Source organism: Pelagerythrobacter marinus, assembly GCF_034375205.1.
Taxonomy (GTDB): domain Bacteria; phylum Pseudomonadota; class Alphaproteobacteria; order Sphingomonadales; family Sphingomonadaceae; genus Pelagerythrobacter; species Pelagerythrobacter marinus.
Genome location: NZ_CP139719.1, coordinates 2,989,005 through 3,011,680 on the forward strand (window position 1 = coordinate 2,989,005; position 22,676 = coordinate 3,011,680).

The 22,676-nt window shown below is 68.7% G+C and carries 19 protein-coding genes; 9 read left to right on the forward strand and 10 right to left on the reverse strand.

Annotated features, from left to right (window positions below; translation table 11 throughout):
- Positions 1–126: 126 nt before the first annotated feature.
- The 6 genes from T8T98_RS14615 to T8T98_RS14640 form a co-directional block, all read right to left on the reverse strand.
- The gene (locus tag T8T98_RS14615; protein WP_160733583.1) at positions 127–1,107 is read right to left on the reverse strand and encodes an LLM class flavin-dependent oxidoreductase; all 981 of its coding nucleotides are present in this window, start codon (positions 1,105–1,107) and stop codon (positions 127–129) included.
- Positions 1,104–1,937 (reverse strand): tetratricopeptide repeat protein, encoded by an 834-nt coding sequence (locus T8T98_RS14620; protein WP_251104672.1) that lies wholly within the window; start codon positions 1,935–1,937, stop codon positions 1,104–1,106. Before T8T98_RS14620 ends, T8T98_RS14615 begins: the two co-directional genes overlap by 4 nt.
- A 30-nt stretch (positions 1,938–1,967) precedes the next feature.
- Positions 1,968–2,723: an alpha/beta fold hydrolase gene (locus tag T8T98_RS14625; protein WP_251104671.1), complete on the reverse strand. Its 756-nt coding sequence runs from the start codon at positions 2,721–2,723 to the stop codon at positions 1,968–1,970.
- A 156-nt stretch (positions 2,724–2,879) separates the two neighbouring features.
- A complete protein-coding gene (locus tag T8T98_RS14630; RefSeq protein WP_160733580.1) occupies positions 2,880–3,071 on the reverse strand; it encodes a helix-turn-helix transcriptional regulator in 192 nt (63 codons plus the stop codon).
- Complete coding sequence (locus T8T98_RS14635; RefSeq protein ID WP_251104670.1) at positions 3,068–3,688, reverse strand: hypothetical protein; 621 nt, start codon at positions 3,686–3,688, stop codon at positions 3,068–3,070. Before T8T98_RS14635 ends, T8T98_RS14630 begins: the two co-directional genes overlap by 4 nt.
- A complete protein-coding gene (locus T8T98_RS14640; RefSeq protein ID WP_160733578.1) occupies positions 3,685–3,891 on the reverse strand; it encodes a hypothetical protein in 207 nt (68 codons plus the stop codon). The genes T8T98_RS14635 and T8T98_RS14640 overlap by 4 nt, the downstream gene beginning before the upstream one ends.
- Before the next feature lie 336 nt (positions 3,892–4,227).
- On the opposite strand from T8T98_RS14640, the gene thrS reads away from it, so the two are divergent.
- Genes thrS through T8T98_RS14655 form a run of 3 tightly spaced genes read left to right on the forward strand, consistent with a single transcriptional unit; the run spans position 4,228 to position 7,450 of the window.
- Entirely contained in the window at positions 4,228–6,252 is a 2,025-nt protein-coding gene (gene thrS / locus T8T98_RS14645) for a threonine--tRNA ligase (RefSeq protein ID WP_251104669.1), read from the forward strand.
- Entirely contained in the window at positions 6,249–6,716 is a 468-nt protein-coding gene (locus tag T8T98_RS14650) for an acetyltransferase (RefSeq protein ID WP_251104668.1), read from the forward strand. Before thrS ends, T8T98_RS14650 begins: the two co-directional genes overlap by 4 nt.
- Complete coding sequence (locus tag T8T98_RS14655; protein WP_251104667.1) at positions 6,713–7,450, forward strand: TSUP family transporter; 738 nt, start codon at positions 6,713–6,715, stop codon at positions 7,448–7,450. Before T8T98_RS14650 ends, T8T98_RS14655 begins: the two co-directional genes overlap by 4 nt.
- 161 nt (positions 7,451–7,611) lie before the next feature.
- Here T8T98_RS14655 and T8T98_RS14660 read toward each other — a convergent pair whose 3' ends face one another.
- Complete coding sequence (locus tag T8T98_RS14660) at positions 7,612–8,580, reverse strand: agmatine deiminase family protein (protein ID WP_251106035.1); 969 nt, start codon at positions 8,578–8,580, stop codon at positions 7,612–7,614.
- Positions 8,581–8,620: 40 nt separating this feature from the next.
- Entirely contained in the window at positions 8,621–10,306 is a 1,686-nt protein-coding gene (locus T8T98_RS14665) for a M28 family metallopeptidase (protein ID WP_160733575.1), read from the reverse strand.
- Between the two features lie 114 nt (positions 10,307–10,420).
- Here T8T98_RS14665 and glnE point away from each other — a divergent pair, with 114 nt between their 5' ends.
- The 5 genes from glnE to T8T98_RS14690 all read left to right on the forward strand — a co-directional run bounded on the left by glnE (position 10,421) and on the right by T8T98_RS14690 (position 17,032).
- Positions 10,421–13,141, forward strand: a complete 2,721-nt coding sequence (glnE, locus tag T8T98_RS14670) for a bifunctional [glutamate--ammonia ligase]-adenylyl-L-tyrosine phosphorylase/[glutamate--ammonia-ligase] adenylyltransferase (RefSeq protein WP_251104666.1) — start codon at positions 10,421–10,423, stop codon at positions 13,139–13,141.
- Positions 13,138–13,611: a peroxiredoxin gene (locus tag T8T98_RS14675; protein ID WP_251104665.1), complete on the forward strand. Its 474-nt coding sequence runs from the start codon at positions 13,138–13,140 to the stop codon at positions 13,609–13,611. The genes glnE and T8T98_RS14675 overlap by 4 nt, the downstream gene beginning before the upstream one ends.
- Positions 13,608–14,453 (forward strand): ferritin-like domain-containing protein, encoded by an 846-nt coding sequence (locus T8T98_RS14680; RefSeq protein WP_251104664.1) that lies wholly within the window; start codon positions 13,608–13,610, stop codon positions 14,451–14,453. The genes T8T98_RS14675 and T8T98_RS14680 overlap by 4 nt, the downstream gene beginning before the upstream one ends.
- A gap of 154 nt (positions 14,454–14,607) precedes the next feature.
- Entirely contained in the window at positions 14,608–15,270 is a 663-nt protein-coding gene (locus T8T98_RS14685) for a M23 family metallopeptidase (protein WP_160733682.1), read from the forward strand.
- 211 nt (positions 15,271–15,481) lie between these two features.
- On the forward strand, positions 15,482–17,032 hold the full coding sequence (locus T8T98_RS14690; protein WP_251104663.1) for an acyl-CoA synthetase: 1,551 nt from the start codon (positions 15,482–15,484) through the stop codon (positions 17,030–17,032).
- 504 nt (positions 17,033–17,536) lie between these two features.
- Here T8T98_RS14690 and T8T98_RS14695 read toward each other — a convergent pair.
- Positions 17,537–17,824, reverse strand: coding sequence for a hypothetical protein (locus T8T98_RS14695; protein ID WP_251104662.1), 288 nt, complete (start codon positions 17,822–17,824; stop codon positions 17,537–17,539).
- A 128-nt stretch (positions 17,825–17,952) separates the two neighbouring features.
- Here T8T98_RS14695 and T8T98_RS14700 point away from each other — a divergent pair, with 128 nt between their 5' ends.
- Positions 17,953–21,690, forward strand: a complete 3,738-nt coding sequence (locus T8T98_RS14700) for an Eco57I restriction-modification methylase domain-containing protein (RefSeq protein WP_251104661.1) — start codon at positions 17,953–17,955, stop codon at positions 21,688–21,690.
- Positions 21,691–21,705: 15 nt separating this feature from the next.
- Here T8T98_RS14700 and T8T98_RS14705 read toward each other — a convergent pair whose 3' ends face one another.
- A complete protein-coding gene (locus T8T98_RS14705) occupies positions 21,706–22,605 on the reverse strand; it encodes a UTP--glucose-1-phosphate uridylyltransferase (protein WP_251104660.1) in 900 nt (299 codons plus the stop codon).
- Positions 22,606–22,676: the final 71 nt, after the last annotated feature.

The window sequence follows — 22,676 nt, forward strand, 5'->3', positions numbered from 1 at the left end:
CGACGCGGCAATAATATTGCGCGCCTACGCCCAAGTCGTTCGCGCTGCAAGCCACGTTTCCGGCCCGCCTTTCCGCTACGGCGGGGGCGGGCGAAAACCCGCCCGGCCGGCCGCCGGGGGGCCGGCTCAGGCCAGGGCCTCGGCCACCAGTTCGAGCGTCCGGGCCCGCGCTTCGGGGGCATATGTCGCGCCCGAGAGCATGATCTCGTCCGCCCCCGTGCGCGCGACGAAGGCCTCTATCCGGTCCTTCACTTGCGCCGGGGTCCCGATGGCCGAGGCTTCGCCGATGTGGTCGAGGATCGCGCGCGCCTGCGGCGGCAGGGAGTCGCGATAGCCGGGAACCGGCGGCGGCAGGCGCCCCGGGTTGCCGGTGCGCAGCCGGACGAAGCTCTGCGCCTGCGACGAGGCGATCAGCTCCGCCTCTTCCTCGCTCGGCGCCGCGAACACCGTCATCGCCGCCATGACATGCGGCCGGCCGAGGTGTTCCGAAGGCTGGAAGTCGCGGCGATAGAGCGCCAGGGCGGCGTCGAGGTGGGTCGGCGCGAAATGGCTGGCGAAGGCATAGGGCAGGCCCAGCCGCGCCGCGAGCTGCGCGCCGAAGAGGCTGGAGCCGAGCATCCACATTTCCACTTGCGCGCCGTGGCCCGGCGTCGGCCGGACCGCCAGGTCCGGATCGCCCGACAGCATCGCGCGCAGCTCGGCCACGTCCTGCGGGAAGAGCTCGGCGGCGCGGTGAAGGTCCTTGCGCAAGGCGCGCTGCAGTTCGGGCCCGGCGCCGGGGGCACGGCCGAGGCCGAGATCGATGCGCCCGGGGAAAAGCGCGGCGAGCGTGCCGAACTGCTCGGCGATCACGAAGGGGTTGTGGTTGGGCAGCATGATCCCGCCCGCGCCGATGCGAATGGTCGAGGTCGCCTGGCCGACATGGCCGATCACGACCGCGGTCGCGGCCCCGCCGATCCCCTCCATCGCGTGGTGTTCGGCGATCCAGAAACGCTTGTAACCGGCAGCCTCCGCCGTGCGGGCGAGCGCGGCGCTGGCGGCATAGGCTTCTTCCAGCGTGCCGCCTTCGCGCACCGGGACGAGATCGAGAACGGAAAGGTCGGTCATGCAGGCTCCAGTCGGTCGATATAGGCCTGTGCGCGCGCGGCGGCCGGGTTGTCGGGTGCCATTTCGATTACCGAGAGCCAGCTGCGCCGCGCGGCCTCGTCGCGGCCGGCCATGGCGGCGATGACGCCCGCTTCCAGCCCCACTGCCGGATCGCGGGGCGCCAGTTCGGCCGCGCGTTCGATCCGCGCCTGGGCCTCGGCCAGGTCGCCGGTGCGGCGCGAGAGGGTCGCCGAAAGCAACCAGGCCTGGGCATTGTCGGGCAGGGCGGCGCGCGCCGCCGCCAGGGCCTGTGCCGCCTCGTCCGCCCGGTCGAGCGCGACGAGCGCGATCGCCCGGTCGAGCGCGATCTGCCCGGCAATCGTTCCTTCCCCGGCCGCGTGCGCATCCTCGCGCGCGGCATCGAGCAGCGCGAGCGCGCCGGCGGGATCGCCTTCGCCCAGCAGGGCGCCCCCGGCGAGCGCGCCGCGCAGGGCCCGCAGGCGCAAGTCGCCTTCCGGGGTCGCGTCGCGCGCGGCCAGGAACGTCTCGGCCGAAGCGGCCCCCTGCCCCAGCTGCGCCTGGGCGACGCCGAGGCACTGGCCCGCGTCGCCCCGCTGCGCTCCGCGCGCGCTTTCCAGCCAGGCCTCCGCCTCCTCCACCGCGCCGCCGGGGTCGCGGCGGGTGCGGGCAAGGCACTGGGCCAGCCTGCCGGGCGCCACGGCATCTTCCGCGGCCGCGGCCCGCCGCGCGCGGTCGGCGCGCTGCTGCTCCATCTCCGGCGGAAGCGCGGGAATCGGCTCGGACGTCGGCGCGGGGCCGACCTGGAGCATGAGGGCAAGAAGCAGGGTCATCGGGGCAGGCTCCTGATCGTTTGCTGCCTGCTATGGGATGGGGAGCGCGGCCAGCGTCCGCAACAGCAGGGCGATATCCTGTTCGCGCGAGAGGCGATGATCGCCGTCTTTCACGAAAGTCACCTGTACGTCGTCCGAACGCAGGGCAGCGGCGGTGCGCAGGCTGGTCTCCCACGGGACGTCGGGATCGGCCTGGCCATGCAGCAGGCGCACCGGGCAATCGATCGCGATCTCGCGCGACAGCAGGCGCTGGCGCTGCGCGTCCTGCCAGAAACCCGGGTGGGTCGGGGTCGGCTCGGGCCCGTAGGGATTGTCTTCGAACACCGTGTGCCCGGCCGCCAGCCGGGCCTTCTGATCATCGTCGTACCCCCAGTCGGAGAAATCCGGCGCGGCCGCGATCCCGACCATTCCGGCCAGCCGGCTGCCGAGCGCCTCGCCGGCCAGCAGCATCAGCCATCCGCCCATCGAGGAGCCGATCAGGACGACGGCGCCCGCGACCTGCGCCTCGACCAGCGACAGCACTTCCTCGCGCCAGCGCGACAGCGTGCCCTGGGCAAAATCGCCCGTGCTGCGCCCGCATCCGGAATAATCGAGCAGGAGGCACGGCCGCCCCCGGGCCACGGCCCAGCCATGGATCGCCGTGGCCTTTCCTCCGGCCATGTCGGACATGTAGCCGGGCAGGAAAACCAGCGTCGGCCGCGCCGCGCCCTCGCCCTCGCCCGGGTGGTAACGGAAGGCGATACGGCGGCCGTCGCCCGGTTCGTGGAAATCGATTTCGTCGGTCATGCCCCGGCCATGCCCGCCGGGCGGGGCCCAAGGCAACCCGCGTCAGTAGAGCGGCGGCGCGTATTCGAAGTACGACGGCTCCTCCGTCCGCCCGTTGCACCCGGCAACCAGCAGGCAGGCGAGCAGCAGTGCAGCGACGTGCTTCATGGCTCCCTCTCAGTCGGGGATGAATATATCCTCGATCGGCATTTCGAACAATGCCGCAATACGGAAGGCCAGCGGGAGGGAGGGATCGTAACGTCCCGTCTCGATCGCGTTGACGCTCTGGCGCGAAACTTCCAGCCGCCGCGCCAGGTCCTGCTGGCTCCAGTCGCGTTCGGCGCGAAGCACCTTGAGGCGGTTCTTCACTCTTCGCCACCCGCGCGATCGCGCCAGGCCATCCAGCCCTGCGACAGGCCCATGCCGATCGCCCAGACCGGGAAGGTCCACCAGGCCCAGATATGCGGAACCACGCCGAAAGTCTCCAGGAACCCCCAGAAACTGCCCAGCGCGAGCACGACGCCCAGCCCGAACAGCGAAGCGAGCGTCGCACGGTGACGCAGGAACTCGTCGTCCTCCTCAACAAGATAGCGCCCCATCGCCCAGATCATGGCGAAAACCGGCAGCACCGGCAGCAATGCGATGGCGAAGGCTTCCGGACCGTTCAGCCCCATCCGCTCGTGCAGCATCACAGCCAGGCCCATTCCCAGGACATAGCCGAACGTCGCACCCATGAAGCGCCGGGTGTAGCGCAGGACGGCGGGGCTGAGATGTCCGGTTTCGCGTTGGTGCGCCAGTCCGGCGCGAACGAGAGGGATCATCTGCAACATGGCCAGAGCGAGCAGGATGAAGCCGGTCGGTTCATTGATCGCCCCGCTCAAGCGCAGACCTGCGATCACGGCGAAAGATGCAACCATCAGGCCGCCCCACAGCCAGCGGGCGCGACCGGCCGGCGGTCGGCCGGAAACGGAATGATCGGATGTCACTGGTCGATCCCCTTCGCAGGCCGGCAGTGCATTCCCGAGAGCGTAGCCATGAACGGCAGCGTCAGGATCGCAGCGATCGTCGCCCAGTCGGGCAGCACATCAGCGATGTTGAGCAGCGCCACGGTGACAACGGCAATCGCCCAGAGAAAGGGCCGGATAGAGGGCATAAGGTCAAGCTCCCTTGATTCGATGTAAAGGAACATGGACACACCAACAGTCTATGTCAAAGACACTGGACATTTTGACGCGCTGGCTTGTCGTGCCTCCTGCCTTGATCCGCCACCCGCCACCGGCTATCGCGCCTGGCATGAACGCGACACGCTTCTTCGCGGCGACTACCACCACTACCCGGCCCCGCCGGGTGCGGTCGGTCGCGCGCTGACGCGATCCGCCGCCGCCCGGTTTCGGGTGGTGCGGCGTTCCTCCCCGAAATCGCCAATCAGCCAACGCCGCTCTTCAAGCGCGCGCGCGCCTGTGCCATGGCACCTGCGACCGGTGCCGACGGGGGCGCCGCACGCGAAAAACGGTAACGGGAAACGATGACGGAACTGCTCAAGATCAGCCTGCCCGACGGATCGGTGCGCGAGGTCGAGCCGGGGACGACCCCGGCCGACGTCGCCGCCGCGATCGGCCCGGGCCTGGCCAAGGCCGCGCTGGCGGCGCGGGTCGATCACGGCACGGGGGGCGAGGTGCGCGACCTCAACCGCCCGTTCGAGGGCGATGCCGAGCTGGCGCTGATCACCGCGCGCGACGAGGACGAGGCGCTGGAGCTGGTCCGCCACGATTACGCCCACGTCCTGGCGGAGGCGGTCCAGGCCCTGTGGCCGGGCACGCAGATCACGTTCGGCCCGGCGACCGATGACGGGTTCTATTACGACGTGAAGGCCCCCGACAGCCGCGATCCGTTCTCGATGGACGACCTGCCGGCGATCGAGGAGAAGATGCGCGAGATCATCAGGGCCGACAAGCCGCTGGTGCGCGAGGTCTGGAGCCGCGAGCAGCTGATCGCCAAGTGGGAGGCCGAGGGCGAGACGTTCAAGGCCGAATGGGCGAAGGAACTGCCGGAAGACGAGGAACTGACCGTCTACTGGTCGGGCGAGCCGGGCAGCGAGGGCGCCTGGCTCGACATGTGCCGCGGGCCGCACCTTGCCAGCACCGGCAAGCTCGACCCCCAGGCGTTCAAGCTGATGCGGGTGGCCGGAGCCTACTGGCGCGGCGACCAGAAGAACGCGCAGCTCACGCGGATCTACGGCACCGGCTGGCTCAACAAGAAGCAGCTCAACGCCCACCTGACCCGGCTGGAGGAAGCCGCCAAGCGCGACCACCGCAAGCTGGGCCGCGAGATGGACCTGTTCCACCTGCAGGAAGAGGCTCACGGCAGCGTGTTCTGGCACCCGCAGGGCTATCGCATCTGGCGCGCGCTCGAATCCTACATGCGCCGGGCGATCGACGATGCCGGCTATCGCGAGATCAAGACGCCGCAGGTGATGGACGCGCGCCAGTGGGAACAGTCCGGCCACTGGGGCAAGTATCGCGAGAACATGTTCGTGATCCCGGACGAGGTTCCCAATGTCGAGGACGAGGGGCCACTGGTGTCCGACGCGGCCGAATGGATGGCGCTCAAGCCGATGAACTGCCCGGCCCACGTGCTCGTCTTCAAGCAGGGCATTACCAGCTATCGCGACCTGCCGCTGCGCCTCTACGAGAACGGCTGCTGCCATCGCAACGAGCCGCACGGGGCGCTGCACGGCCTGATGCGGGTGCGCCAGTTCACGCAGGACGATGCCCACATCTTCTGCACCGAGGGCCAGATCGTCGACGAAGTGCGCAAGTTCTGCGAACTGGCCGACCGGATCTACAAGGATTTCGGCTTCACCTACGAGATCAAGCTCGCCCTGCGGCCCGAGCAGCGTTTCGGCAGCGACGCCGACTGGGACAAGGCGGAAGCGGAACTGCGCCAGGCGGTGATCGATGCCGGCATGGCGACCGCGGAATACGGGTGGGAGGAACTGCCCGGCGAAGGCGCGTTCTACGCCCCCAAGCTGGAATGGCACCTGACCGACGCGATCGGCCGCACCTGGCAGGTCGGCACGATCCAGTCCGACCGCGTCCTGCCCGAACGGCTCGACGCGACCTATGTCGGCGAAGACGGCGAGAAGCATCGCCCCGTCATGCTGCACCGGGCGATCTTCGGCTCCTACGAACGCTTCATCGGCATCCTGATCGAGCATTACGCCGGTCGCCTGCCGGTCTGGCTCGCCCCGACGCAGGCCGTCGTCGCGACGATCGTTTCGGATGCAGACGGTTATGCGGGGGAGGTGTTGCAGAAGCTGGCCGAGGCCGGGATCCGGGCAGAAAGCGACCTGAGGAACGAGAAGATCAACTACAAGGTGCGCGAACACTCGCTGGCCAAGGTCCCGCACCTGCTGGTCGTGGGCAAGCGCGAGGCGGAGGAAGGCACGGTCGCCGTGCGCACCCTGGGCCAGCAGCAGCAGAAGGTCGTGCCGCTGGACGAAGCGATCGCGATGCTGGCGGAGGAAGCCACACCGCCCGATCTACGATGAAGATACGCCAGGGATCGCCGGCGGACGTTCCGCGTGCGCTCGAAATCTGGCGCGCGGCGGTCGACGCAACGCATGGCTTTCTGACGCCCGGAGATCGAACCGAGATCGATCGCATGGTGGCCGAGCAGTTTCTGCCCCAGGCCGGGCTGTGGCTGGTCGAGAGCGGCACCGGAAAGGTGGTCGGCTTCCTGGTGATGGACGGTGACGAGATCGATGCGCTGTTCGTCGATCCCGCTGTGCATGGGCAGGGCTACGGCACGGCCCTGATCCAGCATGCGCTCACGCTCTCTCCGCATGCGACGGTGGAGGCGAGCGAGCAGGCCAGCAATGCTCTGCCCTTTTACGAAGCGCGGGGTTTCGTGCGGATCGGGCGGTCGGAAACCGATCCGCAAGGCCGGCCGTATCCCCTGGTGCGATTGCGTTATGACGGGGCCGGCAGTCGCAAGGCCCGCGCCGGGCATTGATCGCCGACTTCACCCCGTTCCAGATCATCGTGGCGCTGGCCGGCGGGCTTGGCGCAGCGTTCGTACGCGGGCTGGCCGGGTTCGGCATGGCAATCCTGCTGGTGCCGGTGCTGGCGCTCGCGCTTATGCCCATAGAGGCTGTGCTGGTGACCCACACGCTCTCGCTGCTCCTCGGCCTTAGCGAGTTCAGACGTCTGCGGCAGCACGCCGAACGCTCCGCCTGGATCATTTCGGGCCTTGTCCTTCTGGCGACGTTGCCGGGGCTGGCGGTGCTGTCTGTCACGCCGGCGCCACTCGCGCGGTTCCTGATCGCCCTGGTCGCACTCTCCGCTTTCGCGGCCATCCTGCTTCCGTCACGCCCCGCCCATCTTCCAGGCAAGGCGACAACCGGGCTGACGGGGCTTTCGAGCGGGTTCCTCACCGGCTTTGCGGGAATGCCGGGGCCGCCTGTCGTGCCGTACTACATCGGGCGCGCGATTCCGCGGGCGACCGCCAAGGCATCGATGATCCTGATTTTCACATTCGCCTCGGCGGCCGGGCTCGCTTCGGGCGCGCTTCTCGGAGAGCTGCACTGGCGTCAACTCGGGCTCGGGCTGCTGCTTCTGCCGGTGGTGCTGCTCGGAAACTGGCTGGGGAGCCTTGCATTCGGCCGGATCGGCGAAACCGCGTGGCGGATCTTCGCGGCGGTGGTGCTGGCAGCAGCGGCGATCGCCGCGCTGGTCAAGCTCCTATAGCGGCAGCGCGGGGGCCAGCGGCCCTGCGGCGATCAGCGCACCCGCGCAGGCGCATACCAGCGCGGTGCGAAGCCATGCGACGGCCCGCGGTTCGGGCGCGGGGGCAAGGGCGCGTTGCAGGTCCATGCCGCCCGCTATGCGCCGAGGTGGCTAACGAAGGGTTAAGCGCGCGGGCCCAGGGCCGGCATCTGCTGGCTGGCGCAGTGGAACCCGCCGCCGCCGGCCAGGACCGCGTCGGCGGGAAGGCCGATCGTCGCCCGATCGGGGAATAGCGAGGCGATGGCCGCGACCCCGTCCTCGTCGTGGATCGAGCCGAACGTCGGCACGACCACCAGGTTCGTCGTGATCGCGAAGTTGGCGTAGCTTGCCGGCTCGACGATATCGCCCCGCGTCACCAGGCCGGGGGACGGGATCTCGCACACGTCCACCCCGAACGCCTCGGCCCGGTCCCGCGCATCGGCATAGATCGCGGCATTGGAATCGTCCGGCCCGGTCGCGCGCGGCAGGGCCAGCCGGCCGGGGCCGACGAAGCGGGCGAGGTTGTCGACGTGCCCGTCGGTATGGTCGTTGACCAGCCCGTCGCCCAGCCACAGCACGCGGGTGAAGCCGAGGTCGCGCGCCAGCCGCGCCTCGATCTCCGCCCGCGAGAGAGCGGGGTTGCGATTGGGGTTGAGCAGGCACTGCTCGGTCGTCACGACCAGGCCGGTCCCGTCCCCGTCGATCGCCCCGCCTTCGAGGATCCAGTCCGACACGGCGAGCGGCAGGCCGGCATCGCGCGCCAGATCCGCCCCGATCTCGCGGTCGCCGGGCATCTCGTACTTGCCGCCCCAGCCGTTGAAAGCGCAGCGCAGGGCAGAGCCGTCGTCGCGGACCAGCGGGCCGGTGTCGCGCAGCCAGATGTCGCCGAAGGTGCGCCGTTCCAGCCGGACGCCGGCGGAGACGAGCGACCGCGCGCGCGCCTCGTTCGCGGCATCGCGCACCAGCAGCCGCACGTCCTGCCCGCTTTCGGCCACGGCATTGGCGAAAGCGGCCACCTGCTCCTGCGCCCGTTCCAGATAGCCGGGCCATTCGTCGGCATCGTGCGGGAAGCCGATCCACAGCCACGCCTGCGGCGCCCATTCGGGCGGCATCGTCGGCATCTGCCGGACTCCTGCGATCAACGGCCGGGCGTCAACACCCGCCCTCCGCGGCGCAGGATTCGTCGCGGGTGCGGCGGAACTCGTCGCCTTCGCGCCAGTTCGGCCAGGCGGTGGACATCGCCAGCATCCGGCCGAGCCGGTAATAGAGGCGCAGGTCCTGGGCGACGCCCGACCAGTCCCAGTTCTCGTCGAACTCGTCGCCGACCGCGTGATAGGCGGTTTCGCGATAGCGGTCTTCATAGGCCTTGCCGGCTTCGGTGCCGCCTTCGACCAGGTCCTGCCCGCCATCGACGTAGAGCATCGGCAGCCCGCGCTTGGCCATCGAGAAGTGGTCGGAACGATAGTAATAGCCCGCCTCGGGCGAGGGGTTGGGCGTACCCACGCGGCCTTCGGCTTCCAGCGCGGCGGCAAGGAAATCGTCGAGCTGCGACTTGCCCGGGCCGACGACGGTCACGTCGTTGGCCGGCCCGGCGAGCGAGAGCGCATCCATGTTGACCCCGCCTACCGTCCGTTCGAACGGGAAGACCGGGTTCGCGCCGTAGTATTCGGAGCCCAGCAGCCCCTGTTCCTCCGCCGTCACGGCGAGGAACACCAGCGTCCGGTCGGGCGCCCCGGCCTTGGCGTGGGCTTCGGCCAGCGCGATCAGCGCCGCCGTGCCGGTGGCGTTGTCGATCGCGCCGTTGCAGATCTCGTCCTCCTCCCCGGGCGCACACCGGCCGAGGTGGTCCCAGTGCGCGGTGTGAAGCACGTATTCATCAGGGCGCTCGGCCCCGGGAAGGATGCCGACCACGTTCTTCGAGGAGAAACTGCGGGTGTCGTTCGCGAACGATGTCGAGACCGTGGCCCCGAGCGGCACGGGCTCGAACCCCTTTTGCTTCGCCGCGGCCGACAGGTCGGCCAGGCTGTGCCCCGTGGCATCGAGGATCCGTTCGGCCACTGCCTTCTGGACCCAGCCGTTCATCACCGTCTGGTCTGCCCCGCCGTCCTCACGCTGGGCATAGGCCTGCGGGCCGGACCACGAGTTGCGCACCGTCGTCCACCCGTAAGAGGCGGGATAGGTGTCGTGAACGATGATCGCGCCGGTCGCGCCTTGGCGCGCGGCCTCCTCGTACTTGTAGGTCCAGCGGCCGTAGTACGTCATCGCCTTGCCGTTGAACGGCCCGTCGAGCGTCTCGGCCTCGTAATCGGGGTCGTTGACCAGGATGACCGCGGTCTTGCCGGTCATGTCCACGCCCTCGTAATCGTTCCAGCCTTTCTCCGGCGCGTTGATGCCGTAGCCGACGAAGACGAGTTCGCTGTCTTCCACCGTGGTCCGCGGCGTTTCGCGGTAGGACACGCCGACCCAGTCGTCGGCATAGTCGAACGTCATCGTCTGTTCGCCGGCCTCGACCGTCAGCGGCGCGAAGTCGCGGCCGGTGATCTCCACCAGCGGCACGTCCTGGAACCAACTGCCGTCGTTGCCCGGCTGCAGGCCGGCCTGCTCGAACTGCTCGACCAGGTAGGCGAGCGTCTTCTCCTCGCCCGCCGTGCCGGGCAGGCGGCCCTCGAACTCGTCGGACGAGAGGACCCGCGTCGCCTCGCGGATCGTGTCGACCGGGATTTCGGGCACTTCGACCTCGGGGATGTCGAGCGCGGCATCGGCCTGCGATTCTTCCATGGCGGCATTGCAGGCGGCGACCGACAGCGCCGCGGTGGCGGCGAGGACGTGGCGGATCATGGCAACTCTCTCTCAAGGTTCTGCGATGGGCCCTGCTTGGCAGGTCGCGCGCGCGCCCGCAAGCCGTGCGGCAAGCCGCTTGTGCCGATCGCGGCGAGTGGGCAGGGAGCGTGCATGGACTTCGACTGGCCAGACGCGATCGCCCGCGCCCGCGCCCATGCGCCGTTCCTCGCGCGCGCGCTCGACCGCCAGCCGGACTTGGAATCCCTCCTGCGCGAGGGGCAGGGGGAGGACGCGCTCGCCTGGGCGCGCGCCGCGGGCGACGGGGCGCCGGGCTGCGAGGCGGCGCTGCGGCGCGAGCGGCTCGCGCTGGCGACGGCGCTGGCGATCGGCGATCTCGCCGGCGCCTTCCCGCTGGCGCGCGTGATGGCCGAGCTGTCCGACCTGGCCGACCGCGCGCTCGACGACGCGATCCGCGAGGCCATCGGCCGCCGCGTGGACGGGGCCGCCAGCGACGGGTTCGCCGCGCTGGCGCTGGGCAAGCACGGCGCGGGCGAGCTGAACTACAGCTCCGACATCGATCCGATCCTGCTCTACGATCCCGAAACGCTGCCGCGCCGTGCGCGCGACGAGCCGGGCGAAGCGGCCCAGCGCTATGCCCGCGACGTGGTTCAGCTGCTCTCGGCCAACACGGCCGAAGGTTACGTTTTCCGGGTGGACCTGCGGCTGCGCCCGGCGTCGGAGGTCAGCCCGCTCGCGATCTCCTTCGATGCTGCGTTGAGCCACTACGAAAGCTCCGCCCTGGCGTGGGAGCGCGCGGCCTATATCCGCGCGCGGCCGGCGGCGGGCGATCGGGCCGCGGGGGACGAGTTCCTCGCCGCCATCCGCCCCTTCGTCTGGCGGCGCAGCCTCGATTTCGGGGCGATCGAGGACATCGGCCGGCTGACGTCGCGGATCCGCGAACAGTATTCGGGCCCGCTCGAGCCCGGGCCGGGGTTCAACCTGAAACAGGGCCGCGGCGGCATTCGCGAGATCGAGTTCTTCGCCCAGGCGCACCAGCTGATCCACGGCGGGCGCGACCACGGCCTGCGCGAACGCGGGACGCGCGCCGCGCTCGACGCCCTGGCCGCGGCCGGGCACGTCTCGGCCGAGGATGCGGCCCGCCTCGGCGACGCCTACGACCGGCTGCGCACGGTCGAACACAGGCTGCAGATGATCGAGGATCACCAGACGCACAGCCTGCCCGAGGGCGAGGCGCTCGACCGCGTGGCCCGGCTCGACGGCCTTTCCGGCGGGGCGGCCCTGCTCGACGAGCTGCGCCCGCTCTGCGCCGATGTCGCGGCCCGCTACGCCCGCCTGCTGGGCAAGGACGATCCCGCGGGCGGCACCGCGACGGCGGGCGCGGCGGCCGAGGAAAGCCTGCCCGCCCGCCTCGAGCGGCTCGGCTTTCCGGACCCCGCCGCGCTGGCCGAGCGCATCGCCGGGTGGAGCGACGGGCGCATCCGCTCGCTGCGGAGCGAGGCGGCGCGGACATCGTTCGAAGCGCTCCTGCCGCGCCTGCTCGACGCGCTCGCCGAGGCGCCCGATCCCCGCCGCGCGCTGATCCTGTGGGAAGACCTGATCACCAAGGCATCGAGCGCGATCAACCTGTTCCGCCTGCTCGACGCCCGGCCCGCCCTGCTCGACCAGTTGATCGGCGTGCTGACCCTCGCCCCGCCGCTGGCCGAGGAACTGGCGCGCCGCCCCGACCTGCTCGACGCGCTGATCGATCGCAGCGCGCTCGACCTGCCGGGCGACGTGCCCGAACTGGCCGCGCGCATGGCCCGCGGCGAGGCGGGCGACGATTACGAGGCCGCGCTCGACCGCATTCGCATCGTCACCGGCGAAACGCGCTTCGCCCTCGGCGTCCAGCTGATCGAGCGGGTCCACGATCCGCTGGACATCGCCGCCGCGCTCTCGCGCACGGCGGAGGCCGCGCTCGACATCGCGGTCCGCACGACCGAGCGGGACTTCGCCGTCCGCCACGGCGTCGTGCCCGGGTCGGAACTGCTGGTCCTCGGCCTCGGCCGGCTCGGCGGCGGGGCGCTGACCCATGCCTCGGACCTCGACATCATCTACCTCTTCACCGGCGACCACGGCGCCGAATCGGACGGCGAGCGGCCGCTCGGGGCCACGCTCTACTTCAACCGCCTGGCGCAGCGGGTCAGCGGCGCGCTCAGCGTGCCGACCGCGCAGGGCGCGCTCTACGAGGTCGATACGCGGCTGCGGCCGCAGGGCGCGCAGGGGCCGCTTGCCGTCAGCCTCGACAGTTTCGCCCGCTACCAGCGGGAAGACGCCTGGACCTGGGAACACATGGCGCTGACCCGGGCGCGGCCGCTCAACGGCTCGCCCGATGCGCGCGCCGCGCTGGAGAGCGCGATTGCCGACGCCCTCCTGCGCCCGCGCGAGGCGGACGCGCTGCGCCACGACGTCCTGCGGATGCGCGCGGAGATGGCGGCGAACAAGCCCCCGCGCGGCCCGCTCGATGCCAAGCTGCTGCGCGGCGGCCTGGTGGACCTGGAATTCCTGGTCCATTTCCTGCAACTGCGCGACAGCACCCACCGGGGGGGCTGCATCGTCCCCGACCTCGCGCAGGCCGTCGCCTGCCTGGTCGAGCGGGGCCACCTGCCCCCCGCCATGCGCGAGGCGGAAGCGACGATGACCCGCCTGCTGGTGGCCGCGCGGCTGCTGGCGCCCGATCTCGTCGCCCCGCCGCCCGCGGCGGCCCGCGCGCTCGCCGGTGCCTGCGGTTGCGACGGCCTGGACGACCTGCTGGATCGCCTGGCCGACGCGCGCCGGTGCGTCGCAGGCGCCTGGCACGCAATATTCGACGAACCACTGGAGACCGACCGATGAGCCAACCTGCCCAAGCCGGCGACATGATGCCCGACGTGGCGATGGAAACCCCCGATGGCGGCACCGTGCGCCCGTCCGATTTCCGCGGGCGCAAGCTCGTGCTGTTCTTCTACCCGAAAGACAACACGCCCGGCTGCACGACCGAGGCGAAGGACTTCACCGCGCTCGCCGCCGAGTTCGAGAAGGCCGGCACGGCGATCCTCGGGGTGAGCAAGGATTCGCCGCAGAAACACCGCAACTTCATCGCCAAGCACGATCTCGGCATTCCCCTCGCCACCGATGCGCAGGAAGGCGGCCTGTCCGATGCACTCGGGGCCTGGGGCGAGAAGAAGATGTACGGCAAGACCTTCATGGGCATGATCCGCACGACCTACCTCGTCGACGCCGATGGGCGGATCGCGCAGGTGTGGAACAAGGTGAAGGTGAAAGGGCACGCGCAGGACGTGCTCGACGCCGCCCGCGCGCTTTGACCGGCGCGCGCACGCAGACGGGCGAATCGGTCGCGGCGGCGATACGCTGCGCGCTTCTGACCCCCGAACCGCGGGCGAAAGTCTTCGCCGCGCGCGAAGTGGCCCGCAACTGGCGCCTCGGCCGGCTCGCCTGGCGGTTCGACGTCGCCATGCCCGACCGGCCCGCCTGGCCCGACCGGCCCGAGCTGCTCCCCCCGAACCGGATGCCCAAGCGGGGCAAGGCCGGCTCGGAGCGGGGGCGGATCGCGCTATGGCACGCGCTCGCGCATATAGAGTTCGTCGCGATCGACCTCGCGCTCGACATGGCGGGGCGCTTCGGGGCGGCGGCAGGCCGCGCGCTGGTGGACGATTTCCTCTCGGTCGCGGCGGACGAGGCGATGCATTTCGCGCTGCTCGAACGCAAGCTGCGCCGCCTGGGCAGCCATTACGGCGCGCTGCCGGCGCACGGCGGCCTGTGGCAGGCCGCGCACGAGACGCGCCACGACGTCCGCGCGCGCCTGGCCGTGGTGCCGATGGTGCTGGAAGCGCGCGGGCTCGACGTGACCCCGGCGACCCGCGACCGCGTGCGCGCGCAGGGGGACGAGGACGGCGCGCGAATCCTTCAACGAATCCTTGACGACGAAATCCGCCACGTCCGTTTCGGCACAAGGCATTTCGTCCAGGGCTGCGAAAAGGCGGGCGAAAACCCGCCGGAATGCTGGAAAACGCTGGTGAAAAGGCATTTTCGCGGGGCGCTGAAGCCGCCATTCAACGACTCGGCGCGTTCGGCAGCCGGTTTGTCGCGAGAGTTCTACGCTGCGGTTGCGTCCGGGGCGAATGCCCGGTTACCCCAGAATACCTGAGACGGCGGGGGGTTCCCAAGTCTCGCATAAAAATGTCGCGCCGGCCGCTGGGCCGGGTGCGAATACGGATCGCTGCGGCCCTTGCGCCGCGAACAAAGAGGACGGGACTTTGGTCGCAACTCCTTTCATTCGGCGGATCGCCCGTGCGCTGGCGATGGCCGTCGCCGGCGCCGCCACGCTCGCCGCCACGCCCACGCTTGCCAATTCCAGCGCCGCCGCCGTCGACATGGCCGCCCCGGTGCAGGATGCCCAGGCCGGGCCGGCCGGCGGCGACGCGCAGTTCCGCGAACTCTTCGCCAGCTGGCGCTCGCTCGACGGGGCCGACGAACAGCCGGTCGCCACCCCGGGGATCTCGATCCCCTCGCGCATGCCGCTCGACGATTCGCGGCTGACGAGCGGTTACGGGATGCGCAACCACCCGGTGCTCGGCGGACGCCGTGCGCACAGCGGGGTCGATCTTGCCGCGCCGACCGGCACCCCGGTCTATGCCACGGCCGACGGCATCGTGGGCCGCGCCAACTGGTTCAGCAGCTACGGCCTGTTCATCCAGATCGAACACGGCGCCAACCTGCAGACGCGCTATGCCCACTTGTCCAAGCTCGCGGTGGCCGATGGCCAGCGGGTGAAGAAGGGCGACCTGATCGGCTATGTCGGCTCGACCGGCCGCTCCACCGGGCCGCACCTTCACTACGAAGTGCGGGTGGACGGCAAGGCGGTGAACCCGATGCCCTACATGATCGAGAGCGAGGCGCAGCAGGCCTTCGCGCTCGCCACCGGCGAAGGTGGCATGGGCGGGGGCGACGAAGCGGCCGAGTAACCCGGCCGGCACCGTGCGCCCCGCGGACGGGGCACCTTGCGGGCACAAGTCCTTCCATAAAGGCGGCGGGTTTCGACCTGCCGCCTTTTTGCTTGCCGCGCGGGCAGGGCAAGCTAGGTTTCTAATCACAACCAGACGCCCCTGGCGGTACCGGGCAAAGCCGGGCCGGCGCGAAATGCAAAGGGGCGCAGCGAGTGGAGAGAGACCGCCGATGCACCCGATAACCCATGCCCGGACGCGCCCCGACCGCCCCGCCATCGTGATGGCCGGTTCGGGGGAGAGCGTCACTTATGCCGAGCTGGACGATACCGCCAACCGCTTCGCCCACTTCCTGCGCGAGCAGGGCCTCGGCCGCGACGACGCCTTCGCCCTGCTGATGGAGAACAACGCGCTCTATCTCCAGCTCGTCTGGGGATCGCAGCGCGCGGGCACGATGATGGTGCCCGTTTCCACCCGCCTCACCGCGCCCGAGATCGCCTATATCCTCGAAGACAGCGGGGCGAAGTTCCTCGTCGCCTCCACCCGCTATGCCGAGGTGGTGGAGACGCTGCGGCGCGAGCGGCCCGATCTCGCCGTGCACATGGTCGGCGAGGGAGAGGAAGGCTCGCTCGAGGACGCGCTGGCGCGCCAGCCGGCGGGCCCGATCGACGATCCCTGGCCCGGCCTCTACATGCTCTATTCCTCCGGCACGACCGGCCGGCCCAAGGGCATTCGCCCGGCCCCGCCGAAGGAGCCGGACGTCGAGGCGAGCAATCCGCTGGTCATGCTCGCCACGATGGGCGCGGGGATGCCGGCGGACGGCGAGATGGTCTATCTCTCGCCCGCCCCGCTCTACCACGCCGCGCCGCTCGGCTGGTGCTGCACGGTCCACCGGCTCGGCGGCACGGTCGTGGTGATGGAGAAGTTCGATCCCGAAGGCGCGCTCGCCGCGATCGAGCGCTACCGCGTGACCGACAGCCAGTGGGTCCCGACCCATTTCGTCCGCATGCTCAAGTTGGACGAGGCGGCGCGCAGCCGCCACGACCTGTCCAGCCACCAGCGCGCCATCCACGCCGCCGCGCCGTGCCCGATCCCGGTCAAGCAGGCGATGATCGACTGGTGGGGGCCGATCGTCACCGAATACTACGCCGGCTCCGAAGGCGTGGGGATGACCCTGATCCGCAGCGATCAGTGGCTGACCCACCCCGGCTCGGTCGGCCCGGCGATCCACGGCAAGGTCCACGTCTGCGGGCCCGACGGGGAGGAGCTGCCCGCGGGCGCCGACGGGCTGATCTACTTCGAGAACGACACGATCCCCACCTATCACAACGATCCGGCCAAGACGGCGGAGGCGATGCATCCGCAAGGCTGGATGACGCTGGGCGACATCGGCCACGTGGACGAGGACGGCTTCCTCTACCTGACCGACCGCAAGAGCCACATGATCATCTCCGGCGGGGTCAACATCTACCCGCAGGAGATCGAGAACCTCCTGATAACGCACGAGAAGGTGATGGACGCGGCGGTCATCGGCGCGCCCGAGCCGGACCTGGGCGAACAGGTCGTCGCGGTCGTGCAGCCGCGCGACATGGACGCGGCACGGGGCGAGGGCGCCGCCGCGCTGGAGCAGGAGCTGCGCGATTTCCTCGCCCCCCAGCTCGCGCGGATCAAGATGCCGCGCCTGTTCGACTTCCGCCCCGAGCTGCCGCGCGAGGCGAACGGCAAGCTGTACAAGCGCGAGCTGCGCGAGGAGTTCGCCGCCCGCGCCCGGGCCGAGGCCTGACCGCCGCCGCCCCACCCGCCGCTCCGCCGAAGGTCACGCCCGCCCGTTACGCTCGTTGCACGGGTTGAAAGCGTGACCTTCCGCGCCCCCGCTCCGCCGGGCGGCCATGCCGCAAGTGCCGGCGCATGGGCACAACCCACTGAAACCGCTCCACCAATCCGCACACCCACGCCCGCCACACCATCGCCCGGCGCACCGGAACCACGCGGCCCCGCACCGCGCGAGTGTGACCTTCCACCGCCACCACCCCTCGTGACCTTACACGCACCCCCGCGCCCCCACAGGCCCGAAACCCGTGCACCTGGCCGCCAACAATGCCCCGCAAATCCGCGCATGGCGGACATTGAAGCACACCGGGGCAGCTGTAGGAAAACCATTTGCGCAACCGCGCCCCGCCGGGCGATAGGATGGGGCGACAGGGGGAACCGGCACGACGATGGATATCGCCGCTTATCTGGACGAAATTCGCAAGGTTCACGCCACCGGCGTGGCAAGCGAGCACAGCTAAGCCGCCATCAGGTGTTCGATCCGCTCGAGCTCGCGAAAGAATTCGAAGCACAACTGGTCGCGCTCGTCGTCGGGCAGCCAGCGGGTCATCTGCGGAAACACGACCTTGTTGTAGCGATAGGTGCGCGTGTCCCACAGGTTCCCCGCCGTCACCGCGCGCGCCGAGGCGAGAATCGCCTGCGCATCCTCGCGCACTTCGTCGGGATCGGGAGTCCAGCCGACGACTGGCTTCTCTTCGGCAAAACCGAAGCCGAGCTGACCAGAACCGGTGCTGTTATCGTCCATGGCTGGGCCTTCGCGGTTGCTGTGGGGCAAGGAACTGTCCTAGTCAGCGAATAGCAAATGGGGATCGACGTTCACAGACGAACGACCGGCCAGGTTGCGGAAAAGTTGGGGGAAAGGCACCGCAGCATATGCCCATGGACCGATACAAGCCGTTGCTCGAACGGGATTTCCTCCGCGCGGAGTTCCACTACGAGTTCGAGGATTACAAATCGTCCAGCGAGGACGAGATGCTGCTCAAGCGGCTCGAGCATTGGCGTGACCGCTACCTCAAGAAGGAAACGCAGGCCGAGGCCAACTTTGTCCGTACTTTTTTCGAGGAAACCTGGGGCTACCATCGCGACGGGGGCGGCGGAGAACGCTTCCATCTCTACCAACAGTTTCCCATTGCCAACTCGGGGCAGACTGGCGGACAAGGGAAAGCCGATCTGGCGCTCGGCAATTTCGAGGGCGAAACGGGCCAGGTCCCGCAAGTGGTCTGCGAATTCAAGGATATCCGTTCGAACCTCGATGCTCCGCAGAACCGCAAGGGCAACAGCCGCTCCCCCGTGATGCAGGCTCGCGATTACTTGTGGAATGCGCGCCGAGGCATGTTCGGCAACGAACCCGTCCAGCCGCGCTTCGCCATCGTCACCGACATGGACGAGTTCCGCCTTTACTGGTGGGACTACTTCCCCGATCGCTATCTGCGTTTTTCGATCAGCAAGACCGATCTCTTCGCGCAGCGTACCATGCTGGCGGCGGGCGAGGACGCGCAGTTCGACCGCTTCCTGTTCTGGCGGCTGTTCCGCCGCGACATGCTGCTGTCGGAAGCGGGCAGGCCCCGCCTTGAACGGCTGATCGCCAAGCAGGGCAAGGCAGCGAAGAAGCTCGAAGGCGACTTCTACGACAATTACCGCGCCTATCGCGAGCTGCTGATCAACAACATCGTACCGCAACGCCCTCAGGGCATGACCAAGGGCCGCGCGATCTGGCTGGCACAAAAGCTGCTCGATCGCCTGATCTTCGTCATGTTCGCCGAAGACATGGGGCAGCGCGTGGGCTTCCCCACCAACGCACTCAAGGAAGAACTCGAACGGCAGAGCCAGGACCAGTTTCTCGAACCCAATGGCGACGAGGTCTGGCGGCGGCTCAAGCGAATCTTCCGTACGATGAACGATGGTGGACCGCTCGGAAAGACGACGATCCACAATTTCAACGGCGGGCTGTTCGCGCCCGATCCCGATCTCGACGCGCTGGAGCTGGAGAACCGCCTGTTCGTCGAATTCGGCCAATCGCAGAATGTCGATATCAACCGCAGGACACTGCTGTTCCTTGCCGCGACCTACAATTTCGCGAGCGAAGGCGACGCGCACAACAGCATCGGTCTCTACACGCTCGGCCATATCTTCGAACAATCGATCGTCGAACTCGAGAAGATCGAGGCCGATTTCGAGGACCGCCCGTCGCTGACCGAGATCACCAAGCGCAAGCGCGACGGGGTCTATTACACCCCCGAATGGGTGGTGACGCGGATAGTCGAAGAGACGATCGATCCGCTGTTCGCGCGGTGGAAGGCCGAGGCCGGATGGCCGGAGGACGACAGCGAACCGGATCGCGGGGCGGCGGCCGCTTATTGGGAGCGGGTGCAGGCGATCCGGGTGATCGACCCGGCGTGCGGATCGGGCGCGTTTCTGATCGTGGCGCTGCGCCATCTGCGCCGCGAATTCGAGGCAGCGGCGGAGGCGGCCTATACGGCAAAGGCGATCGCCAGCCGCCCGTCGCCAAGTGAGATCACCCGCAACATCCTTGCCCGCAACCTGTTCGGCGTGGACATCAACCCCGCATCTGTCGAGATCACCAAGCTATCGCTGTGGCTCCATACCGCCGAAGCCAAGGAGCCCCTGTCCAGCCTCGACGACACCATCCGCTGTGGCAACAGCTTGATCGACGGCAACTTCCACAAACGCCGCGACCTGGCCGACGAAGAAGAGCGCGACCGCATCAACACGTTCGAGTGGGATGGCGATTTCGCCCTCGGCAGCTTCGACGCGGTAATCGGCAACCCGCCATATGTGAAGCTGCAGAATTTCACCAAGGTCCATCCCGACATGGCGGACTGGCTGGTTTCGGGCGCGAGCCGCGAAGGGCCGTATCGTTCGACGCAGACGGGCAATTTCGATCTCTACCTGCCGTTCATCGAGAAGGGGCTTTCGCTGCTGAACGAGCATGGGCGGATGGGCTACGTCGCGCCCAACCTGTGGCCGACGCTCGAATACGGCGAAGGGTTGCGGCGGCTGGTTCACGAAGGGCGGCATCTCGAAAAGTGGCTCGATTTTCGTTCGCACCAAGTGTTCGAGGAAGCGACCGTCTACACCGCGATCCAGATCTTCTCGAAGGCACCGGTCGCGGCCATCCGGCTGGCCTTCGCTGGCGACGGCGATGTCAGCCGCGTGGACTGGCACAATGCGGACAATGTCCTGCCCTATGCCGACATCGCGCAACCGGGCGAGCCGTGGCTGATCGCACCGGGCCCGGTGCGCAAGCTGATCGAACGGCTGGGGCGCGAAACGACACCGCTGGGCGACGCGAAGAATACTTCGGCCATCTTCCAGGGCATCATCACCAGCGCCGATCACATCTTCCACCTGCGCAAGGTGGCGCGCGGCAAGTACGCCTACACGCCGCGCGTGCGCGGCAAGAAACAGGCCGAAGTGGTCGTCGAGCTGGAAGATGCCCTGATGAAGCCGCTCGTCTCGGGCCGCGAGGCCAAACGCTTTATTGAGCCAGCAACCGAGACCTACCTGCTGTTTCCCTACAAGGTCGATGCCGAAGGCGCGCGGCTGTTCACGCCGGAGGAAATGGCCGGGCAGTTTCCGAAGGCATGGAAGTATCTCAATCAGTTCCGCGAGGAGCTGGAGGCGCGCGAGGGCGGCAAGTTTCGCGATGTCCAATGGTACCGCATGGGCCGCAACCAAAATCTAGACAAGCAGGAACGAGTTAAACTTCTCGTAGCTCAGTTGGTTTCCAGACTAAACGTCACCTTCGACTCGCGAGGGAAATTTTACGTCAACAATGTTCGCGTGAATGGCATTCTCGTGAAACCGGAGACTGGATGGTTTATTCTCGGAATCCTGAACAGCCCAACATCCGATTACTTGTTCAAGTGGCGAGGGAAGCCCAAAGACAATGGCTATTTCGAAGCGAACAAGCAGTTCATCGAATGGCTTCCAATTCCCGATGCCGATCGCGCGGCCCGCGCCTCTTACGCGGCGCTCGCCAAGGGAATGCAGGAACGCTTTTCGTTGCGCGTGCAACTCCGCGCCGATCTCGCCGAGCGGGTCGCTGCTGCGGCCCGGCGGACGATCCCGTTGGAAGAGCTGTTGCCCGAAGTGCGGGCCATCGCCGCGATCGAGGCCGAGGCGCCGCGCAGTCTGCCACGCGCCGATCTGAAGAAATGGGCCGACGAGCGCCGCCAGGAGGAGGAAGAGGCCGCGCTCGCCCGGATCGACGCCTTGCTGAGCCCGGAAAGCGTGCTCGAGGTGACGCTCGAACGGGGCAAGCTGGCGCTGGTGATCGACGAGGTCGAAGCGGTACGGCTGTTCGTCGCGCCCGAGCAGGAAGACCTGATCGCGGCGCAGTGGCGCGCCTTTGCGCTCGCCTTCACACCCAAGGGCAAGAACGATGGCAAGCGTCTCGTCGACGGCCTGCGCAAAGTGGTGGTCGAAGCGCCCGCTGCGCTGCGCGAGCAGATCCTCGCCATCGGCCAACAACTGGTCGACCTCGGCGCGGTAATCGCCGACGACGAGCGCCAGCTCCACGAACTCACAGCGACTCTGTTCGGACTGACGCCCGAGGAAGAAGCGATGGTCTTGCGCGGCCGCGCCTGACCTCCAACAACCGCGCTACCCCAGCAACCTTTCCGCCATCGCACGCACTTCTTCGCCCATGTCCTCGCGCTCCAGCGCCAGGGCCAGGGTGGCTTCGACGAAGCCGGTCTTGCTGCCGCAGTCGAAACGGCGGCCGTTGAAGGTTACGGCGTGGAACGGCTGGGTGCCGATCATGCGGGCCATGGCGTCGGTCAGCTGGATTTCGCCGCCCGCGCCTTTTTCCTGCCCTTCCAGCGTGCGCATGACTTCGGGCTGGAGGATGTAGCGGCCCGAGACGATCTTGTTCGAGGGCGCTTGTTCCACCGGCGGTTTTTCCACCAGGCCGCGCACTTCGGTCAGCGCGCCGCGGCTTTCGCCCGGGGTGATCACGCCGTAGCTCGACACGTCTTCGCGCGGAACCTCGAGCACGGAGACGAGGTTGCCGCCCACGTCCTCGTAAGCCTCCACCATCTGTTTCATGCAGCCGGTGCCGCCGGTGCCCGCCCCCTCTCCCCGGTTGCCCACCATCAGTTCGTCGGGCAGGAGGATGGCGAAAGGTTCGTCGCCGACGATCGCGCGCGCGCACCAGATCGCGTGGCCAAGGCCGAGCGGGACCTGCTGGCGCACGGTGATGATGTCGCCCGGGGTGGCGCGCGTGGGATCGAGGATCGAGAGATCCTTCCCCCGTTCCGCCATCGTCGATTCCAGTTCGTAGGCGACGTCGAAATGTTCGACGATCGCCGACTTTCCGCGCCCGGTGACGAAGATCATCTGTTCGATCCCCGCCTCGCGCGCCTCGTCCACCGCGTACTGGATCAGCGGGCGATCGACGATCGGCAGCAATTCCTTGGGGATCGCCTTGGTGGCGGGGAGGAAACGGGTGCCGAGCCCGGCGACGGGGAACACGGCCTTGCGGATCGGTTTGCGTTCGCTCATCCACCATGGATAGGTAGCGGTCCGCGCCGGTGCAAGCGGTGACGCGGGCGAACGCGAACTTGCCGCGACCT